This is a genomic window from Nocardioides ultimimeridianus (genome assembly GCF_054777895.1).
This window is the reverse complement of the sequence record NZ_BAAHAB010000011.1, coordinates 58999-73985: the sequence shown is the minus strand read 5'-3', so window position 1 is coordinate 73985 and position 14987 is coordinate 58999. Positions and strand designations below refer to the sequence as shown.

At 72.7% G+C, this 14987-nt stretch carries 12 protein-coding genes; 4 read left to right on the top strand and 8 right to left on the bottom strand.

Annotated elements, in window-relative coordinates; genetic code table 11:
- Positions 1-49 precede the first annotated feature (49 nt).
- The gene (locus tag ACYU8V_RS11785; protein WP_460847558.1) at positions 50-877 is read left to right on the top strand and encodes an NPCBM/NEW2 domain-containing protein; all 828 of its coding nucleotides are present in this window, start codon (positions 50-52) and stop codon (positions 875-877) included.
- A 4-nt stretch (positions 878-881) separates the two neighbouring features.
- Here the strand turns inward: ACYU8V_RS11785 and ACYU8V_RS11780 are convergent, their stop codons facing one another.
- The 7 genes from ACYU8V_RS11780 to ACYU8V_RS11750 all read right to left on the bottom strand — a co-directional run bounded on the left by ACYU8V_RS11780 (position 882) and on the right by ACYU8V_RS11750 (position 10712).
- A complete protein-coding gene (locus ACYU8V_RS11780) occupies positions 882-1556 on the bottom strand; it encodes an SWIM zinc finger family protein (RefSeq protein ID WP_460847557.1) in 675 nt (224 codons plus the stop codon).
- Positions 1553-4351, bottom strand: a complete 2799-nt coding sequence (locus ACYU8V_RS11775) for a DEAD/DEAH box helicase (RefSeq protein ID WP_460847556.1) — start codon at positions 4349-4351, stop codon at positions 1553-1555. The genes ACYU8V_RS11780 and ACYU8V_RS11775 overlap by 4 nt, the downstream gene beginning before the upstream one ends.
- A 10-nt stretch (positions 4352-4361) precedes the next feature.
- On the bottom strand, positions 4362-5543 hold the full coding sequence (locus ACYU8V_RS11770; RefSeq protein WP_460847555.1) for a hypothetical protein: 1182 nt from the start codon (positions 5541-5543) through the stop codon (positions 4362-4364).
- 42 nt (positions 5544-5585) lie between these two features.
- Positions 5586-7691 (bottom strand): DEAD/DEAH box helicase, encoded by a 2106-nt coding sequence (locus ACYU8V_RS11765; protein ID WP_460847553.1) that lies wholly within the window; start codon positions 7689-7691, stop codon positions 5586-5588.
- A gap of 73 nt (positions 7692-7764) precedes the next feature.
- Positions 7765-8004, bottom strand: coding sequence for a hypothetical protein (locus ACYU8V_RS11760; RefSeq protein ID WP_460847551.1), 240 nt, complete (start codon positions 8002-8004; stop codon positions 7765-7767).
- A gap of 52 nt (positions 8005-8056) precedes the next feature.
- Positions 8057-8767, bottom strand: coding sequence for a hypothetical protein (locus tag ACYU8V_RS11755; RefSeq protein ID WP_460847550.1), 711 nt, complete (start codon positions 8765-8767; stop codon positions 8057-8059).
- 7 nt (positions 8768-8774) lie between these two features.
- The gene (locus ACYU8V_RS11750) at positions 8775-10712 is read right to left on the bottom strand and encodes a M13 family metallopeptidase (protein ID WP_460847548.1); all 1938 of its coding nucleotides are present in this window, start codon (positions 10710-10712) and stop codon (positions 8775-8777) included.
- 114 nt (positions 10713-10826) lie between these two features.
- Between ACYU8V_RS11750 and ACYU8V_RS11745 the strand changes: the two genes are divergently transcribed.
- A complete protein-coding gene (locus ACYU8V_RS11745) occupies positions 10827-11351 on the top strand; it encodes a CAP domain-containing protein (protein WP_460847546.1) in 525 nt (174 codons plus the stop codon).
- 6 nt (positions 11352-11357) lie between these two features.
- Here the strand turns inward: ACYU8V_RS11745 and ACYU8V_RS11740 are convergent, their stop codons facing one another.
- Complete coding sequence (locus ACYU8V_RS11740; RefSeq protein WP_460847545.1) at positions 11358-12323, bottom strand: NADPH:quinone oxidoreductase family protein; 966 nt, start codon at positions 12321-12323, stop codon at positions 11358-11360.
- 74 nt (positions 12324-12397) lie between these two features.
- Here ACYU8V_RS11740 and ACYU8V_RS11735 point away from each other — a divergent pair, with 74 nt between their 5' ends.
- Both ACYU8V_RS11735 and ACYU8V_RS11730 read left to right on the top strand, forming a co-directional pair.
- The gene (locus ACYU8V_RS11735; RefSeq protein ID WP_460847543.1) at positions 12398-12946 is read left to right on the top strand and encodes a PadR family transcriptional regulator; all 549 of its coding nucleotides are present in this window, start codon (positions 12398-12400) and stop codon (positions 12944-12946) included.
- Positions 12939-14951, top strand: a complete 2013-nt coding sequence (locus ACYU8V_RS11730; RefSeq protein WP_460847542.1) for an FAD-dependent oxidoreductase — start codon at positions 12939-12941, stop codon at positions 14949-14951. The genes ACYU8V_RS11735 and ACYU8V_RS11730 overlap by 8 nt, the downstream gene beginning before the upstream one ends.
- The last annotated feature ends 36 nt before the right edge of the window (positions 14952-14987 follow it).

The window sequence follows — 14987 nt, the reverse complement described above, 5'->3', positions numbered from 1 at the left end:
CCCACTACGTTGCCGCTCGTCCGACCACCATCGAGCGAGGGGCACCCCGATGAGCCGAACCGACCGACGTCCACGCCGCACAGCGCCTCTGGCGGCGCTCCTCACGATCGGGCTCGCCCTCGCGTGGCTCTCCGGCACCTCGCCGGCCGGCGCGACGACGACCACCAAGAAGGACGTCACCATCGCCGTCACGTCCGGCTACAACGTGATCAACGGCAAGCCGGTCACTGTGTCGGTGAAGGCGCCGCGCGCGACCGCGGGCCGGACCGCGGTCCTCCTCCGCCAGGTCGGCACGGGCGTCTGGGTGAACGTGGGCTCCGCCCGGGTGAGCTCCACCGGTGCCGCGACCGTGTCGGGCCTGGCCTCGAAGATGGGCATCAACCACTGGAAGGTGCGGATCGCACAGCCGGTCAGCTCCGGCACGATCCTGCACGTCTCGAACGTGGTCGCCACCCTGGTCTCGACCTGGTTCTCCCTCTACGACCTGTCCACGGTCGACAGCAACAACTGGGAGACCTACAACGACGCCAACATCGGTGCGCAGCACTTCAGCAAGGCGGTCGGGGCCGGGACCTACAGCAGCAGCAACACCTACTGGGGCGAGTACAACCTCGGCTACCACTGCTCGAAGTTCAACGCCACCATCGGCGTGGACAACAACAGCAGCTCGGGCTCCTCGATCCACTTCGACCCGCTGCTCGACGGCGCCGACCACGACCTCGGCACCAAGTCCCTCGGCCAGGGGACGGCCGTGACCTTCAGCGTCCAGGGCGTGCTGCGGCTGCGGCTCTCGCACAACTTCGTCAACCCCGGCGGCGTCTCGATGCAGGGCGACTGGGGCAACGCGCGCGTCCTCTGCTCGGCGTACCCGCGCTGACCGACTACAGCAGGCCCTCCGGGATCTCCTCGCCGCGCTCCAGCAGCGCGGCGAGGCGGCGGGCCCGCAGGACGGCGTCGGCGGCGACCTCGACGTCGTCGGCGAGGTCGCGCGCGGTGAGGACCGGTGCCTGCTCGGCGCGGGCGTGCAGCTCCCCGAGCAGCGCCTCACGGTCCAGCCCGCGCACCGCGAACAGCACCAGCGGGTCGGCGTCGACCAGCCAGCCGACCTGGACGAGCACTCCGAGGGCGTGCGCGCAGGGGTCGAGCACGTAGGGGCAGGTGCACGTGGCGGCCAGCTCGCCGCCGTACGGCAGCAGCTCGACGCCGGCCTCCTCGGCATGCTCGATCAGTGCGTGTGGGAGCTCGCCGGCGAGCAGGGCGGCGATGCGACCCGACTCGGCCGCGACGACCTCGACGAGCGCGCGTCGCTCCTCCGGCGCCAGCTCCGGTACGTCGACCGACACCGTCCACGCGTCGTCGCCCTCGCGCACGGCCGCCAGCAGCGAGCCGGGACCGACGCTGATCCCGCCCACCTCGCCGCGCCGCGCGAGAGCACGGCCGCGGCGCAGGTCGCCCTCGGCGTACGCCGCCTCCTCGACGGCCCTGCCCCACGCCTTGCCCCACCAGGTCCGCAGGCCGCGGGTGGGCGGGTGCTGGCGGGGGTACGTCGTCCTCACGGCTCGTACGGCTCGTCCGGCTCATCCCGCTCGTCCAGCGCCGCTCGGTAGGCCTCGCGCCGGGCGACCGCCTGCAGGGTCACCAGGTCGCGCAGGTCCTCGTTGCCGAGCTCGGTGAGCGCCGCCTCCCCGCGGGCGAGGACGGAGTCGGCCAGCGACCGCTTGCGGCGCAGCAGCTCGGCGACCCGCTCCTCGATCGTGCCGCGGACGACCAGCTTGTGCACCTGCACCGGCTGGGTCTGGCCGATCCGGTACGCCCGGTCGGTGGCCTGGTCCTCGACCGCCGGGTTCCACCAGCGGTCGAAGTGCACGACATGGTCGGCGCGGGTGAGGTTGAGCCCGGTGCCGCCGGCCTTGAGGGAGAGCAGGAAGACCGGCACCTCGCCGTCCTGGAAGCGGCGCACCATCGCCTCCCGCTCCGGCACCGGCGTCTGCCCGTGCAGGAACTGGTGCGGTACGCCGGACGCGGCCAGGTGCCGCTCGATGAGGCGCGCCATGGCGACGTACTGGGTGAAGACGAGGACCGCGCCTCCCTCCGCCAGGACCGTGCCGAGCAGCTCGTCGAGCAGCTCGAGCTTCTCCGAGCGGCCGCGCAGCCGGGGCCCGCGCCCGCCGGACTCCTTGAGGAACTGGGCCGGGTGGTTGCAGATCTGCTTGAGGCCGGTGAGCAGCGCGAGCACCAGGCCGCGGCGTCCGGGGTCGTCGTCGGGCAGCAGCTCGATCCGCTCCAGGGTGTCCTTGACGAACGCCTCGTAGAGCACGACCTGCTCCCGGGTCAGCCCGAGGAGGTGCTCGGTCTCGGTCTTCGGCGGCAGCTCCGGCGCGATGCCCGGGTCGCTCTTGCGGCGACGCAGCAGGAACGGCCCGATCAGGTCCGCGAACTGCCGCGTCACGACCGGGTCGACGCCGCTCTCGATGGGCATCGCCCACCGGCGACGGAACGCGAGGCGGCTGCCGAGCAGGCCCGGGACGGTCCAGTCCAGGATCGACCACAGCTCGGCGAGGTCGTTCTCGACCGGCGTGCCGGTGAGCGCCACCCGCGCGCTGCCGGCCAGCTTGCGCAGCGCCCGCGCGGTCGCCGTCCGGGAGTTCTTCACGTGCTGGGCCTCGTCGGCCACCACCAGGTCCCACGGCACACCGGCGAGCGCGTCGACGCTGCGCCGCAGGGTCCCGTACGTCGTCAGCACGAACCCGGTCTCCGGAAGCTCGCGCGCCGAGCCGTGGAACCGCACCGCCGGTACGCCGGGGGCGAACCGCTCGATCTCCGCCTGCCAGTTGCCGAGCAGGCTGGCCGGGCACACGACGAGCGTGGGCCGGCCGTCGGACAGGCCGGCCTCGAGGCGGTGCAGGTGCAGGGCGATCAGGGTGATCGTCTTGCCCAGGCCCATGTCGTCGGCGAGGCAGCCGCCGAGGCCGAGCCGGGTCAGGTCGGCGAGCCAGGTGAGGCCGTGCCGCTGGTAGTCGCGCAGCTCGGCCCGCAGGCCGGCCGGTGCGGGCAGCGGGTCGCGGGTCGCGGCGGCGAGGAGGTCCTCCCGCACGCGGAGCAGCGACGCGCCCACGATCACCTGTTCGGCCAGCGGCTCCTCGCCCGGACCCGCTGGCACCTCGGCCACCCCGGTCAGCGCCGCGGCCAGCGCGTCGGCACCGGACGCGCGGCGGATCAGCCGCTTGCGCGCCCGGATCGCGGTGCTCGGGTCGACGACCGTCCACGCGCCGCGCAGCTTGAGGATCGGGCTGGCCGCGCTGGCCAGCTCGGCGAGCTCGGCCTCCGTGAGCGGGTCGCCGTGCAGCGCCACCTGCCAGGAGAATGCGAACAGCGCGCCCTCGCCGAACATGCCGTCCTGCAGCGGCAGCTCCTGGTCGCGCGGCGTCACCTTGTGGTCGAGCACGGCGCGCGTGGTCAGGTCGCGGCCGAGCGCCCGCGGCCAGTGCACGTCGACCTGCGCGTCCCGCAGCGCGGCGACGTGCTCGAGGAGCGAATCGACCTCCGCGCCGTCGAGGGCGATCTCGTCGGGCACGGCCAGCGCCAGGAACCGGTCCAGGACCGGCCACACCTCGGCCGCCGCCCGCAGCGCGATGCCGGCGTGGATCCGGGCCCGCGGGCCGAAGCCGTGCTCGGGCAGCTCGCCGGCCGGGACCGGCGCGAAGAGCAGCGCCGCCTCGCAGACGTGGAGCGGGTCCTGCTCGTCGTGCACCTGCAGCACGAGCCGTACGCCGCCGGCCGACAGCTCCTCCTCGTCGGCCTCCACCCGCAACGAGATCCGCACTAGCTCGGGGAGCTCCAGGCCGCGGCGGGCGCTCGCCCGGGCCGCGACCCGCTCCTGCACCCGCCGGGCGAAGGCGTCGTCCGGCTTCGCGACGGCGTCCCGCGCGGCCCCCGCACGGCTCGGCCGGGGCACCGGAGCGGCCCGGGGCAGCGCGTCGGCGACCGCGGCGACCATGCCCTCGACGATGGCGCGTGCGGAGACCGGGTCGAGGTCGTCGTACGTCCTCGCGCGGGCCAGCAGCTCGATGCTCTCCCGGTCGCGCTCGTCGAGACCCTCGACGCGCCAGGCCCCCTCACCCGGCACGAGACGACCCGCGCCCACCAGCCGCGTGGCCAGCAGCGCAGACGCCGCCAGCAGCGCGACGCTGGGGTGGGCGGCCGGGTCCTGCCGGGAGCGGCTGAGCGCCGGGAGGGCCGCCCGGACGGGCAGCTCCACCCGGCGCTGGGCGCCGCTGAACTCGATCGTGCTGTCGCGCGGCGGGTCGGCCGGACGGAAGGTCGCCGGTCCGACCAGGGGCACGAAGCTCACTCAGAGGAAGTTAGCCGGACACACCGACAGCACGCGCCTTGCGGCGCGACAGGAAGAACGCCGCGAGGACCAGCAGCGCGCCGGCACCGCCGAGCGCTCCCTCCCAGATCGCCGGGTGGCGGACCGCGAGGACGGCCGTGGCGATCGGCACCGCGACGGCAGGCAGGGCCACGGCGAGCACCTTGAAGCCGGAGTGGTCCGAGACCAGCGCGGCCAGGGCCCACAGCACGGTGAGGGCGGCGACCATGACGAGGATCCAGGCGACGTGGCCGGAGTAGTCGGCAGGGTTCGAGCTCGGCGCGGAGGCGTCGTCGACCATCGGCAGGAACGAGCCGAACGAACCGAACAGGCCGGCGATCTGGCGCTCCGCGAACAGCGCCGCCATCGAGCCGACCAGCCCGACCAGGCCGACCACGCCGACCGCGACACCGCTGATGGCCCGGCTCGGCAGGAACCACCCGAGCACGGTCACCGCGGCGACGAAGACGGTCAGCGCGACCGCGAACACCACGACGTGGTCGTGGTGCTTGACCGAGTCGCTCACCGTGTCGCGGAAGCCCTGCACGTAGAGGACGCCGAGACCCACGATGGCCACGACGACGAAGGCCGGCCGCCGGGCGATGACGTAGCCGATGGCGGCCAGGCAGGCGATCACGCCGCCGACCAGGTACGCCTCCCAGGCGCCGTGGTGGTCCGGCCCGACCGCGACCTCGATCATCGGCGCGGTCGCAAGGATGCCGACCACGCCCGGCCAGGTGACGAGGTCACCGCGGGCCTGGCCGCCGGTCTTCCGGCCCACGCCGATGGCACCGAATAGGGCGAGGCCGAGCAGGGCCACCGTGGCGGCCAGCCCGACGCCGTACGTCGACCAGTGGATCGTGCTGGGATCACCGTGCCGTCCGTGGCCGGCCGCGATCACCACACCCGCGCCGAGCAGGCCCGCCCCGACCGAGACCAGGGCGGCCGTGAGCCCGCCCTTGGTGGGCGCGGTCGGGAAGTCGGTGTCGATCGGGCCGCCCATGCCGCCGTCGTCGTCGGAGTCGACCTGCACCCGCTGGACCGTCGCGGTCGGGGTCGGGTCGTCGGCCGGGTCGGGGTCGAACGCGCCTGCGGGCGGCTGCGGACCCTGGTCCGCGGCCGGCGCCTCCTGCTGGGGGTCCGTGGCGTCGTCCGGGTTCACAGCGTCGTCCATGCTGCCGAGCCTAGGTCCGCGACGGCCCGATCCTGCGGAGGCTCAGGCGGAGACGGCCAGGGTGAGCGGGACCACGCCGCCGGCTCCCGCCTGATGCAGCTCGACCCCGGCGATGGTGAGGGTCCAGCCGGTGCCGACCCGGTCGTCGACCAGCAGCACCCGGCGGCCTGCGAGGTCGACGCCCTCCTCGAGGCGCAGCGCGCTGCGGCGGCGTACGGCTGCCACGCGCTGGGCGGAGTTCGTCGCGCCCTTCTCCGGCGGCACCTCGGGATCGACGATCGCGAACCGCCCGACCACGGGCACCTGGAGGAAGCGCGACAGCCCCGAGACCAGGTCGGCCACCAGCTGCGCCCGCCGCTCCGACTCGACCGCGACGATCGCGTCCACCCGCGGGCGCCAGTCCTGCAGCATCGTGACCATCGCGCGGGCCAGGTGGTCGGGGACCGGCCCGTCCTCGCCGGCGAAGAGCGCCCGCAGCGAGCCGCCGTGACCGAGGTCGGTGAGCCGGGCGATCGCGCGACCCTCCTCGAGCGGCGGGTTGATCCTGCCCGACAGCGACAGCCCGATGGCCGAGAGCCCGGTGGGCCACAGCTTGCGCGGCTCGACAGGTACGCCGGGGCGGGCGATCCGCTCCGCGGCCTCGCTCACCGCCGCGGCCGAGATCTCCGCCGACAGCGCGAGCCCACCGCAGTTGTCGCAGCGGCCGCAGGTCCACGACGGGTCCGCCATCAGCTCGGGGTCGTCGAGCTGACGGCGGAGGTAGGCCATCCGGCACTCGGTGCTGGCCAGGTAGTCGAGCATCGCCCGCTGCTCGCGCTCGCGCGCCTCGGTGACGCGGGCGTAGCGCTCGGCGTCGTACTCCCACGGCCGGCCGGTGGACTCCCAGCCGCCGCGGACCCGGCGCACCGCCCCGTCCACGTCGAGGACCTTGAGCATCGTCTCCAGCCGGGTGCGGGACAGGTCGACGCGCGGCTCGAGCGCGGCCGTGCTCAGCGGCCGGCCCTCCTCGGCCAGCGCGGCGAGCGTGTCGCGGACCAGCTCCTCCCGCGGGAACGCCAGCGAGGCGAAGTACGCCCAGATGTCGCGGTCCTCGATCGCGGGGAGCAGTACGACGGACGCCCGGGCCACCGCTCCACGACCCGCGCGGCCGACCTGCTGGTAGTAGGCGACCGGGCTGCTGGGTGCTCCCAGGTTCACCACGAAGCCGAGGGCGGCGTCGAACCCCATCCCGAGCGCGCTGGTCGCGACCAGCGCCTTCACCCGGCCCTCGACGAGCGCCTGCTCGAGGGCCAGTCGCTCGGTCTGCTCGGTCTGCCCGGAGTAGGCCGCCACCTCGTGGCCGCGCGAGCGCAGGTAGTCGGCCACCTCCTGGGTCTGGGCCACGGTGAGGCAGTAGACGATGCCGCTACCCGGCTGCTCGGCGAGGTGATCGGCGAGCCAGGCGAGCCGCTGCTCGGCCGTGGGCAGCCGCACCACCCCGAGCTGCAGCGACGCGCGGTCGAGCGACCCGCGCAGGACCAGCGTGTCCGGCCCGAGCTGGGTCCCGACATCGTCGGTGACCCGTTGGTTGGCGGTGGCCGTGGTGGCGAGCACCGGGATCCCCGCGGGCAGCTCCCCGAGCAGGGTGCGGATCCGCCGGTAGTCGGGGCGGAAGTCGTGGCCCCAGTCCGAGATGCAGTGCGCCTCGTCGATCACCAGCAGCCCGCAGGTGGCGGCCAGCCGGGGCAGCACCTCGTCGCGGAAGCCGGGGTTGTTGAGCCGCTCCGGGCTGACCAGCAGCACGTCGACCGCCCCGGCCGCGATGTCGGCGTGGACGCGGTCCCACTCCTCCATGTTGGTGGAGTTGACCGTCACCGCGCGGATGCCCGCACGCTCGGCGGCCGCGATCTGGTTGCGCATCAGCGCCAGCAGCGGCGAGATGATCACCGTCGGCCCCGCACCCGCCTCCCGCAGCAGCAGGGTGGCCACGAAGTAGACCGCGGACTTGCCCCACCCGGTGCGCTGCACCACCAGGGCGCGGGCCCGGTCGACGACCAGCGCGGAGATGGCGGCCCACTGGTCGTCGTACAGGGTCGCGTCGGGTGAGCCCACCAGCGCACGCAGATGCTCCTCGGCGCGGCTGCGGACGTCGGTGGTGGAAACGCTCATGCCGCCTGTCTACCAACCGCTCCCGACATCCGACGACCCGGGAACGGAGTTGTCCACAGCCGACCCCGCGAGGTCAGCAGCGGCGGCGTCCGCCGCCCCAGGTCATCCACAGCGCGGGCACGATGACCCACATCGGCCAGAAGTAGCCCGCGCCGCTGATCGCCCAGATCACGACCGCCCAGACGACCGCTCCGCCGAGGAACGGCGCCGGCATGCGCCGGTGCCGCCGGACGGGGGGTCGTCGCCGCTCGTCGTACACCGGCGGCTCAGGGGTACGTCGCTGCGGGGGCTCGTAGACGTCGTACGTGGGCATGCCTCCAGGACACCTCGCGATCCGGACCTCGACAAGTGCCGGATGTCACGGGTCAGTCGACGAGGTGACCGTCCACCAGGGTCCCGTCCAGCTCGCCGTCGACGGCGTAGAAGGTGTCGTCGGGGTGGTCGAGGAAGATCGTGACCCAGTGGTCGTCGGACTCCGCCGGAGGCTTCACCGTCAGCGAGGTGTGCGTGATCTTCCCGCCGGCGTCGTGCCAGGCCCGCTCGTAGAGCCGCTCCAGCGCCGCGAGGTCGAGGCTGGCGAGGTCGAAGGTCCTGCCCAGGACGTACGAGCTCGCGTCCCCGCCGCTGCGCACCCCGCTGTCACCGTAGAAGAAGTAGGACTGCGCGGGATCTCCCTGGTGCTCGGGCGGGACCACGACCTGGTAGTCGCCCTGGTAGGAGCTGAACGACGAGACCCGCGTGGTGCCGGCCCGCTTGCGCAGCCCCTTCACGAACGCGGCGAACCGGGCCTGGTCCAGGGTCGGCGCGAACGCGATCGGCTTCTCGTCGCCGTTGCCGTACGACGACCCGCCGTGCCCGTCCCGCGTCACGAGCATCACCGCGGGGACCGCCAGCACGGCCGCCAGCACGATGCCCAGGACCACCAGCGTGCGCCGTCGGATCCGGACCACACCGCCGGTGCCGCCCGAGCCGACCTGCTGGATCACGCTCGGCAGCGGGTCACCGGCCGCGGCCCGGTCCTCGGGCCGCTTCTCGTCGCGGTCGGGCGCGTCGTAGACGTCCCACTTCTCCCCCACGGTCGAGCTACCAGATCCGGACGCGGTCCTCCGGCTCCAGCCACAGGCCGTCACCCGGAGACGTCGCGAAGACCTCGTGGAACTCGTCGAGGTTGCGCACGATGTTGGCGCGGAACTCCGGCGGGCTGTGCGGGTCGATGGTGAGGTACTGCCGCTCCTGCTCCTCGCGGCGCTTGGTGCGCCAGACGTAGGCCCAGTTGAGGAAGACCTTCTCCTTGTCCTCGACCGCCGCGTCGCCTCCCTGCGAGATGAGGAAGGCCTTGAGGCCGATGGTCAGGCCGCCGAGGTCGCCGATGTTCTCGCCGACGGTCAGCGCGCCGTTCACGTGCTCACCGGGCAGGTTGCGCGGGCTGAAGCCGTTGTACTGCTCGATGAGCGCCTTCGACTTGGCCTCGAAGGCGGTCTTGTCGGCGGCGGTCCACCAGTCGTTGAGGTTGCCCTCGCCGTCGTACTGCGCGCCCTGGTCGTCGAAGCCGTGACCGACCTCGTGACCGATGACGGCGCCGATGCCGCCGTAGTTCTCGGCCGGGTGGGCGTCGGGGCTGAAGAACGGCTTCTGCAGGATGCCGGCCGGGAAGCAGATCTCGTTGGTGCCCGGGTTGTAGTAGGCGTTGACGGTCTGCGGCAGCATGAACCACTCGTCGCGGTCGACCGGGCTGCCGATCTTCGCGAGGTGGCGCGCGGTCTCGAAGGACGCCGCCGCCTGCGCGTTCGCGAACAGGTCGTCGGGCGTGACCTGCAGCGAGGAGTAGTCGCGGAACCTCTCCGGGTAGCCGATCTTCGGCCGGAACGTCGCGAGCTTCTCGTAGGCGCGCTCCTTGGTCTCGGCGGTCATCCAGTCGAGCTTCTCGATGGAGGCGCGGTACGCCGCCAGCAGGTTCGCCACCAGCTCGTCCATCATCTGCTTGCTGGCCGGCGGGAAGTGCCGGTCGACGTACTCCTTGCCGACGGCCTCGCCCATCGCCCCCTCGACGAACGCCACCGCCCGCTTCCAGCGCGCCCGCAGCTCCGGGGTGCCGTTCAGCGTCTTGCCGTAGAAGTCGAAGTTGGTCTGCACGAAGTCGTCGGTGAGGTACGCCGCCGCGTGCCGCCACACGTGCGAGGTCAGCCAGTCCTGCCAGGTGCTCAGCGGGACCTCGTCGAGGACCTTCGAGAGGTGCTCGAAGTAGCTGGGCTGGCGCACGCAGACCTCGGCGATGGTGGCCTCGGAGCCGCCCAGGTTGGTGATGTAGGCGTGCCAGTCGAAGCTCGGGCACAGCTCGGTCAGCTCGGCGAGCGTCCGGAGGTTGTAGGTCTTCTGGACGTCGCGGGTCTCGGCGCGCTCCCAGTGACCCTTCGCCAGCAGCGTGTCGAGCTCGAGGATCCGGCTCGCCGCGCCCGCCGGGTCGGGGTGCTTGCCCAGGGTGAGCAGCTTGGTCAGGTAGTCGACGTACGCCGTGCGGATCTCGGCGAACCGGTCGTCGCGGTAGTAGGACTCGTCCGGCAGCCCCAGCCCGCCCTGGCCGAGGTGGAACAGGTAGCGGTCGGACTGCCGGTCGTCGGTGTCGACGTAGGAACCGAACAGGCCGTGACCGCCGACCCGCTCGAACTCGCCCAGGTAGGCCGCCAGGTCGCGCACGTCGCGCAGCCCCTGGACCGCGTCGACCAGCGGCTGGGCCGGCGCCACGCCGGCCGCCTCGATCCGGTCGGTGTCCATGAAGGAGTTGAACAGGTCCGCGATCTTGCGCGCGTCCTCGCTCGCGCCGCCTTCGGCCGCGAGCTCGGTGATGATCTCCTTGACCTGTTCCTCGGCCCGGTCGGCGAGCTGCACGAACGGCCCCCAGCTCGACCGGTCCGACGGGATCTCCGTCTCGGTCAGCCAGGTGCCGTTGACGTGGCCGAACAGGTCGTCCTGCGGCCGGATGGCGGGGTCCATGCCCGGGCGGGCGTCATCGAGGATGCTCACGTCTCGAATGTAGGGCACGGACCCTCACCGGGGACCTCACGGGACCAGGTCCCGGATGGTCCCGTTCGCACCGTCCGCGCTCAGGTGACGCCCGCTTGCGTCGAAGTGCAAGGCATGGAACACCTACGACGGACACTCGCCGCGGTCACCGCCGCGCTCGTCGTCGGCGTGCTCCCGGGATCGGTCCACCTCTCCGCCGCGAGCGCCGCGGGCACCACCGTGCTCCGGTCCGCGGCCCGAACGATCGACACAGCGGCGTACGGCCGCCGGGTGCTGACGCTGACGAACCGGCAACGCACGCGGCACGGCTGCGTCGCCCTGCACTGGCAGGACCAGCTGCAGCGCTCGGCCCAGCTGCACACGAACCTGATGTCGGCCCGCGACATCCTCTCCCACCTGCTCGCCAGCGAGCTCGGCCTCGTGGCCCGGATCCTGCGCGTGGGCTACCACCCGTGGTCCCGCCTCGCCGAGAACATCGCGGTCGGCTACTCGACGCCGTCCGAGGTCGTCACGGCCTGGATGCACAGCACCGAGCACCGCCGCAACATCCTCGACTGCCGGCTGCGCGACCTCGGGGTGGGCGTGCGGATGGACGACTACGGCACGGTCTGGTGGACCCAGGACTTCGGCCGCCATTGAGCCCGGTCAGTCGCGGATCCTCACGATCGACTTGCCGAGGGTCCCGCGGGCGTCCATCTCGAGCAGCGCGTCGCTGAAGCCGTCCAGGTCGAAGGTGCGGCCGATCGGCGGGCGGATCGAGCCGTCCTCGATCATCGGCACCAGCTGGGCCCACTGCTTGGCCGGGTAGCCCGGGGTGAGGAAGGCGTAGGCGCCCCAGCCGACGCCACGGATGTCGATGTTGTTGAGCAGCAGCCGGTTGACCTTGACCTCGGGGATGCCCTGGCCGGCAGCGAAGCCCACGACCAGCAGGCGGCCCTGCGGGGCGAGCGAGCGCAGCGAGTCGGTGAAGATGCTCCCACCGACGACATCGAGCACGGCATCGACGCCGCGCTTGTCCGTCAGCTCGGCGACGGCGTCGCGGAAGCCCTCGACCAGGACCGCCTGGTCGGCGCCGGCGGCCTTCGCGAACTCGGCCTTCTCCGGGGTGCTCACCAGCGCGATGCTGCGGACCCCGAGACCGCGCGCGACCTGGAGCGCCGCGCTGCCGACGCCGCCGGCGGCGCCGTTGACGAGCACGGTGTCGCCCTCACGGAGGCCACCGCGCTCGTCGAGCGCGAAGAGCGCGGTCAGGTAGTTCATCGGGATCGCGGCGCCCTCGTCGAAGCTGAGCTCGTCGGGCAGCGCGAAGACGGCCTCGGCCGGCACCGCGACCCGCTCCGCGGCACCGCCGTACGGACCGACGGCGCAGACGCGCTGGCCGGGCTCGAAACCGGGACCGGAGACGACGGTGCCGGCGATGTCGACGCCGAGGGTGAACGGCGGCTCCGGCTTGAGCTGGTACTCGCCCTTGCTCAGCAGCAGGTCGGGGAACGAGATGCCGACGCTGTGCACGTCGATGAGCACCTCGTGCGCCTGGGGCGTCGGCTCGGGCACCTCCCGGACGACGACGTCGGCGGGACCGGTGGTGGTGACGACCTGGGCTGCGCGCATGGCCCGAACCTAGCGGGCGCGAGGTGGTCCGGGTCACCTTGCAACGAGTTGCATAGGTCTGCCACAGTGGTGCCATGGCCCTGGAACACGCGCTGCTCGTCGCCCTGCGCGAGCGCCCGTCCTCCGGCCTGGAGCTGTCCCGGCGCTTCGAGCGGTCCATCGGCTACTTCTGGTCCGCCACCCACCAGCAGATCTACCGCGTGCTGGGCCGGATGGAGTCCGACGGCTGGGTCGAGGCGTCGGTGGTCGGGCAGCAGGGCAAGCCCGACAAGAAGGTGTACGCCGTCACCGCGGCCGGCCGCGCCGAGCTGGCCGGCTGGCTGGCCGCTCCCACCCGGGAGCAGGCGGTGCGCAGCGAGATCGCCGTCAAGCTCCGCGGGGCCTCGTTCGGCGACCGCTCCGCGGTGCTGGCCTCGGTGCGCGACCTCGTGGCCGACCACCAGGTGCGCCTGGACATCTACACGTCCCTGATGAAGCGGGACTACCCCGACGGGCCGGCCGGCCTGGACGGGCTCGAGCTCGATCAGTACCTCGTGCTGCGCGGCGGGCTCCTCCTCGAGGAGGGGCAGGTCGCGTGGCTGACCGAATACCTGGACACCTGGGAGAACCACCGCAATGACTGAGACCGCCTCGCCGTACCCGCACCTGCTGTCCCCGCTCCGGGTGGGCAACCTGGAGCTGCGCAACCGCGTGGTGATGGGCTCGATGCACACCGGCTTCGACGACCACCCGTGGGACGTCGCGAAGCTCGCGGCGTTCTACGAGGAGCGGGCCAAGGGCGGCGTCGGCCTCATCGTCACCGGCGGCTTCTCCCCCAACAAGCGCGGCTGGCTCAAGCCCTTCGGCTCGGAGATGTCGACCCGGCTGCACGCGATCCGGCACCGCCAGGTGACCGACGCGGTGCACCGCCACGACGGCCGGATCTTCCTGCAGCTGCTGCACGCCGGCCGCTACGGCTACAACCCGCTCAACGCCTCGGCGTCGGCGATCAAGGCCCCGATCAACCCGTTCAAGCCCAAGGCGATGTCGGCGCGCGAGATCGAGCGCACCGTCGACGCGTTCGCGCGGTCGGCGTGGCTGGCGCAGAAGGCCGGCTACGACGGCGTCGAGATCATGGGCTCGGAGGGCTACGGGATCAACCAGTTCCTCGCCGAGCGGGTCAACCGGCGTACCGACGCGTGGGGCGGCACGGCCGAGAAGCGGATGCGCTTCCCCCTCGAGATCGTGAGGCGGGCACGGAAGCTGGTCGGCCCGGACTTCGTGCTGCAGTACCGCATCTCGCTGCTGGACCTGGTCGAGGGCGGTCAGAGCTGGGACGAGACCGTCACGCTGGCGCAGCGCCTCGAGGAGGCCGGCGTCGACGTGTTCAACACCGGCATCGGGTGGCACGAGTCCCGGGTGCCGACGATCATCACCCAGGTGCCGCGCGGCGCGTGGGTCGACTCGACCGCCGCCCTCAAGCCCCACGTCTCGGTCCCGGTCATCGCCTCCAACCGGATCAACACCCCCGAGCTCGCCGAGCAGATCATCGCCTCCGGTGCCGCCGACGCGGTGTCGATGGCGCGACCCTTCCTGGCCGACCCGGACCTGGTCGCCAAGGCGGCCGCGGGTCGCTCCGACGAGATCAACGTCTGCATCGCCTGCAACCAGGCCTGTCTGGACCACGCCTTCGTCAACAAGAAGGTGTCCTGCCTGGTGAACCCGCGCGCGGGCCGCGAGACCACGCTGGTCCTCTCCCCGACCCGGGTCGCGAAGCGGGTCGCCGTCGTGGGCGCCGGGCCGGCCGGGCTGGCGGCCGCGGTGTCCGCCGCCGAGCGCGGTCTCTCGGTGACGCTGTTCGAGAAGGGCGCGGAGATCGGCGGCCAGTTCCGGCTCGCGATGCAGGTCCCCGGCAAGGAGGACTTCCGCGACACCGTCCGCTACTACGCGCGGCGGCTCGAGGTGCTCGGCGTCGACGTACGCCTGAACACGGAGGCGGACGACGCGACCCTGGCCGGCTTCGACGAGGTGGTCGTCGCGACCGGCGTCGTCCCGCGCATGCCGCAGATCCCGGGCATCGACCACCCCAAGGCCGTCTCGTACGCCGACGTCCTCGACGGCCGCGTCGTCCCCGGCAAGCGCGTCGCGGTGATCGGCGCGGGCGGCATCGGCGTCGACATGTCGGTCTTCCTCACCCACGAGGACGAGACCCTCGAGGAGTGGAAGGCGCACTGGGGCGTCGGCGACTTCCAGCTCGACCGGGCCGGCCTGGCCCCGGCCAAGCCGCGCACGCCCGCGCGTGAGGTGTGGCTGCTGCAGCGCAAGACCTCGCGCATCGGCAAGGACCTCGGCAAGACCTCGGGCTGGGCGCACCTGGCCCACCTCAAGCAGGACGGCGTGCACCAGATCAGCGGGGCGACGTACGACCTGATCGACGACGCGGGCCTCCACATCACGGTCACCGCGGCCGACGGCTCGGTCGCGCAGCAGGTCCTCGACGTCGACCATGTCGTGATCTGCGCCGGCCAGGAGTCGGTGCGCGACCTGGTGCGCGATGGCCGGACGGTCATCGGCGGCGCCGACGTCGCCGCCGAGCTGGACGCCAAGCGGGCGATCCTCCAAGGGACCGAGGTCGCCGCGGCCCTCTGAATCGTCGTACCTGACCAACGCGTTGCCCCAGGCGGC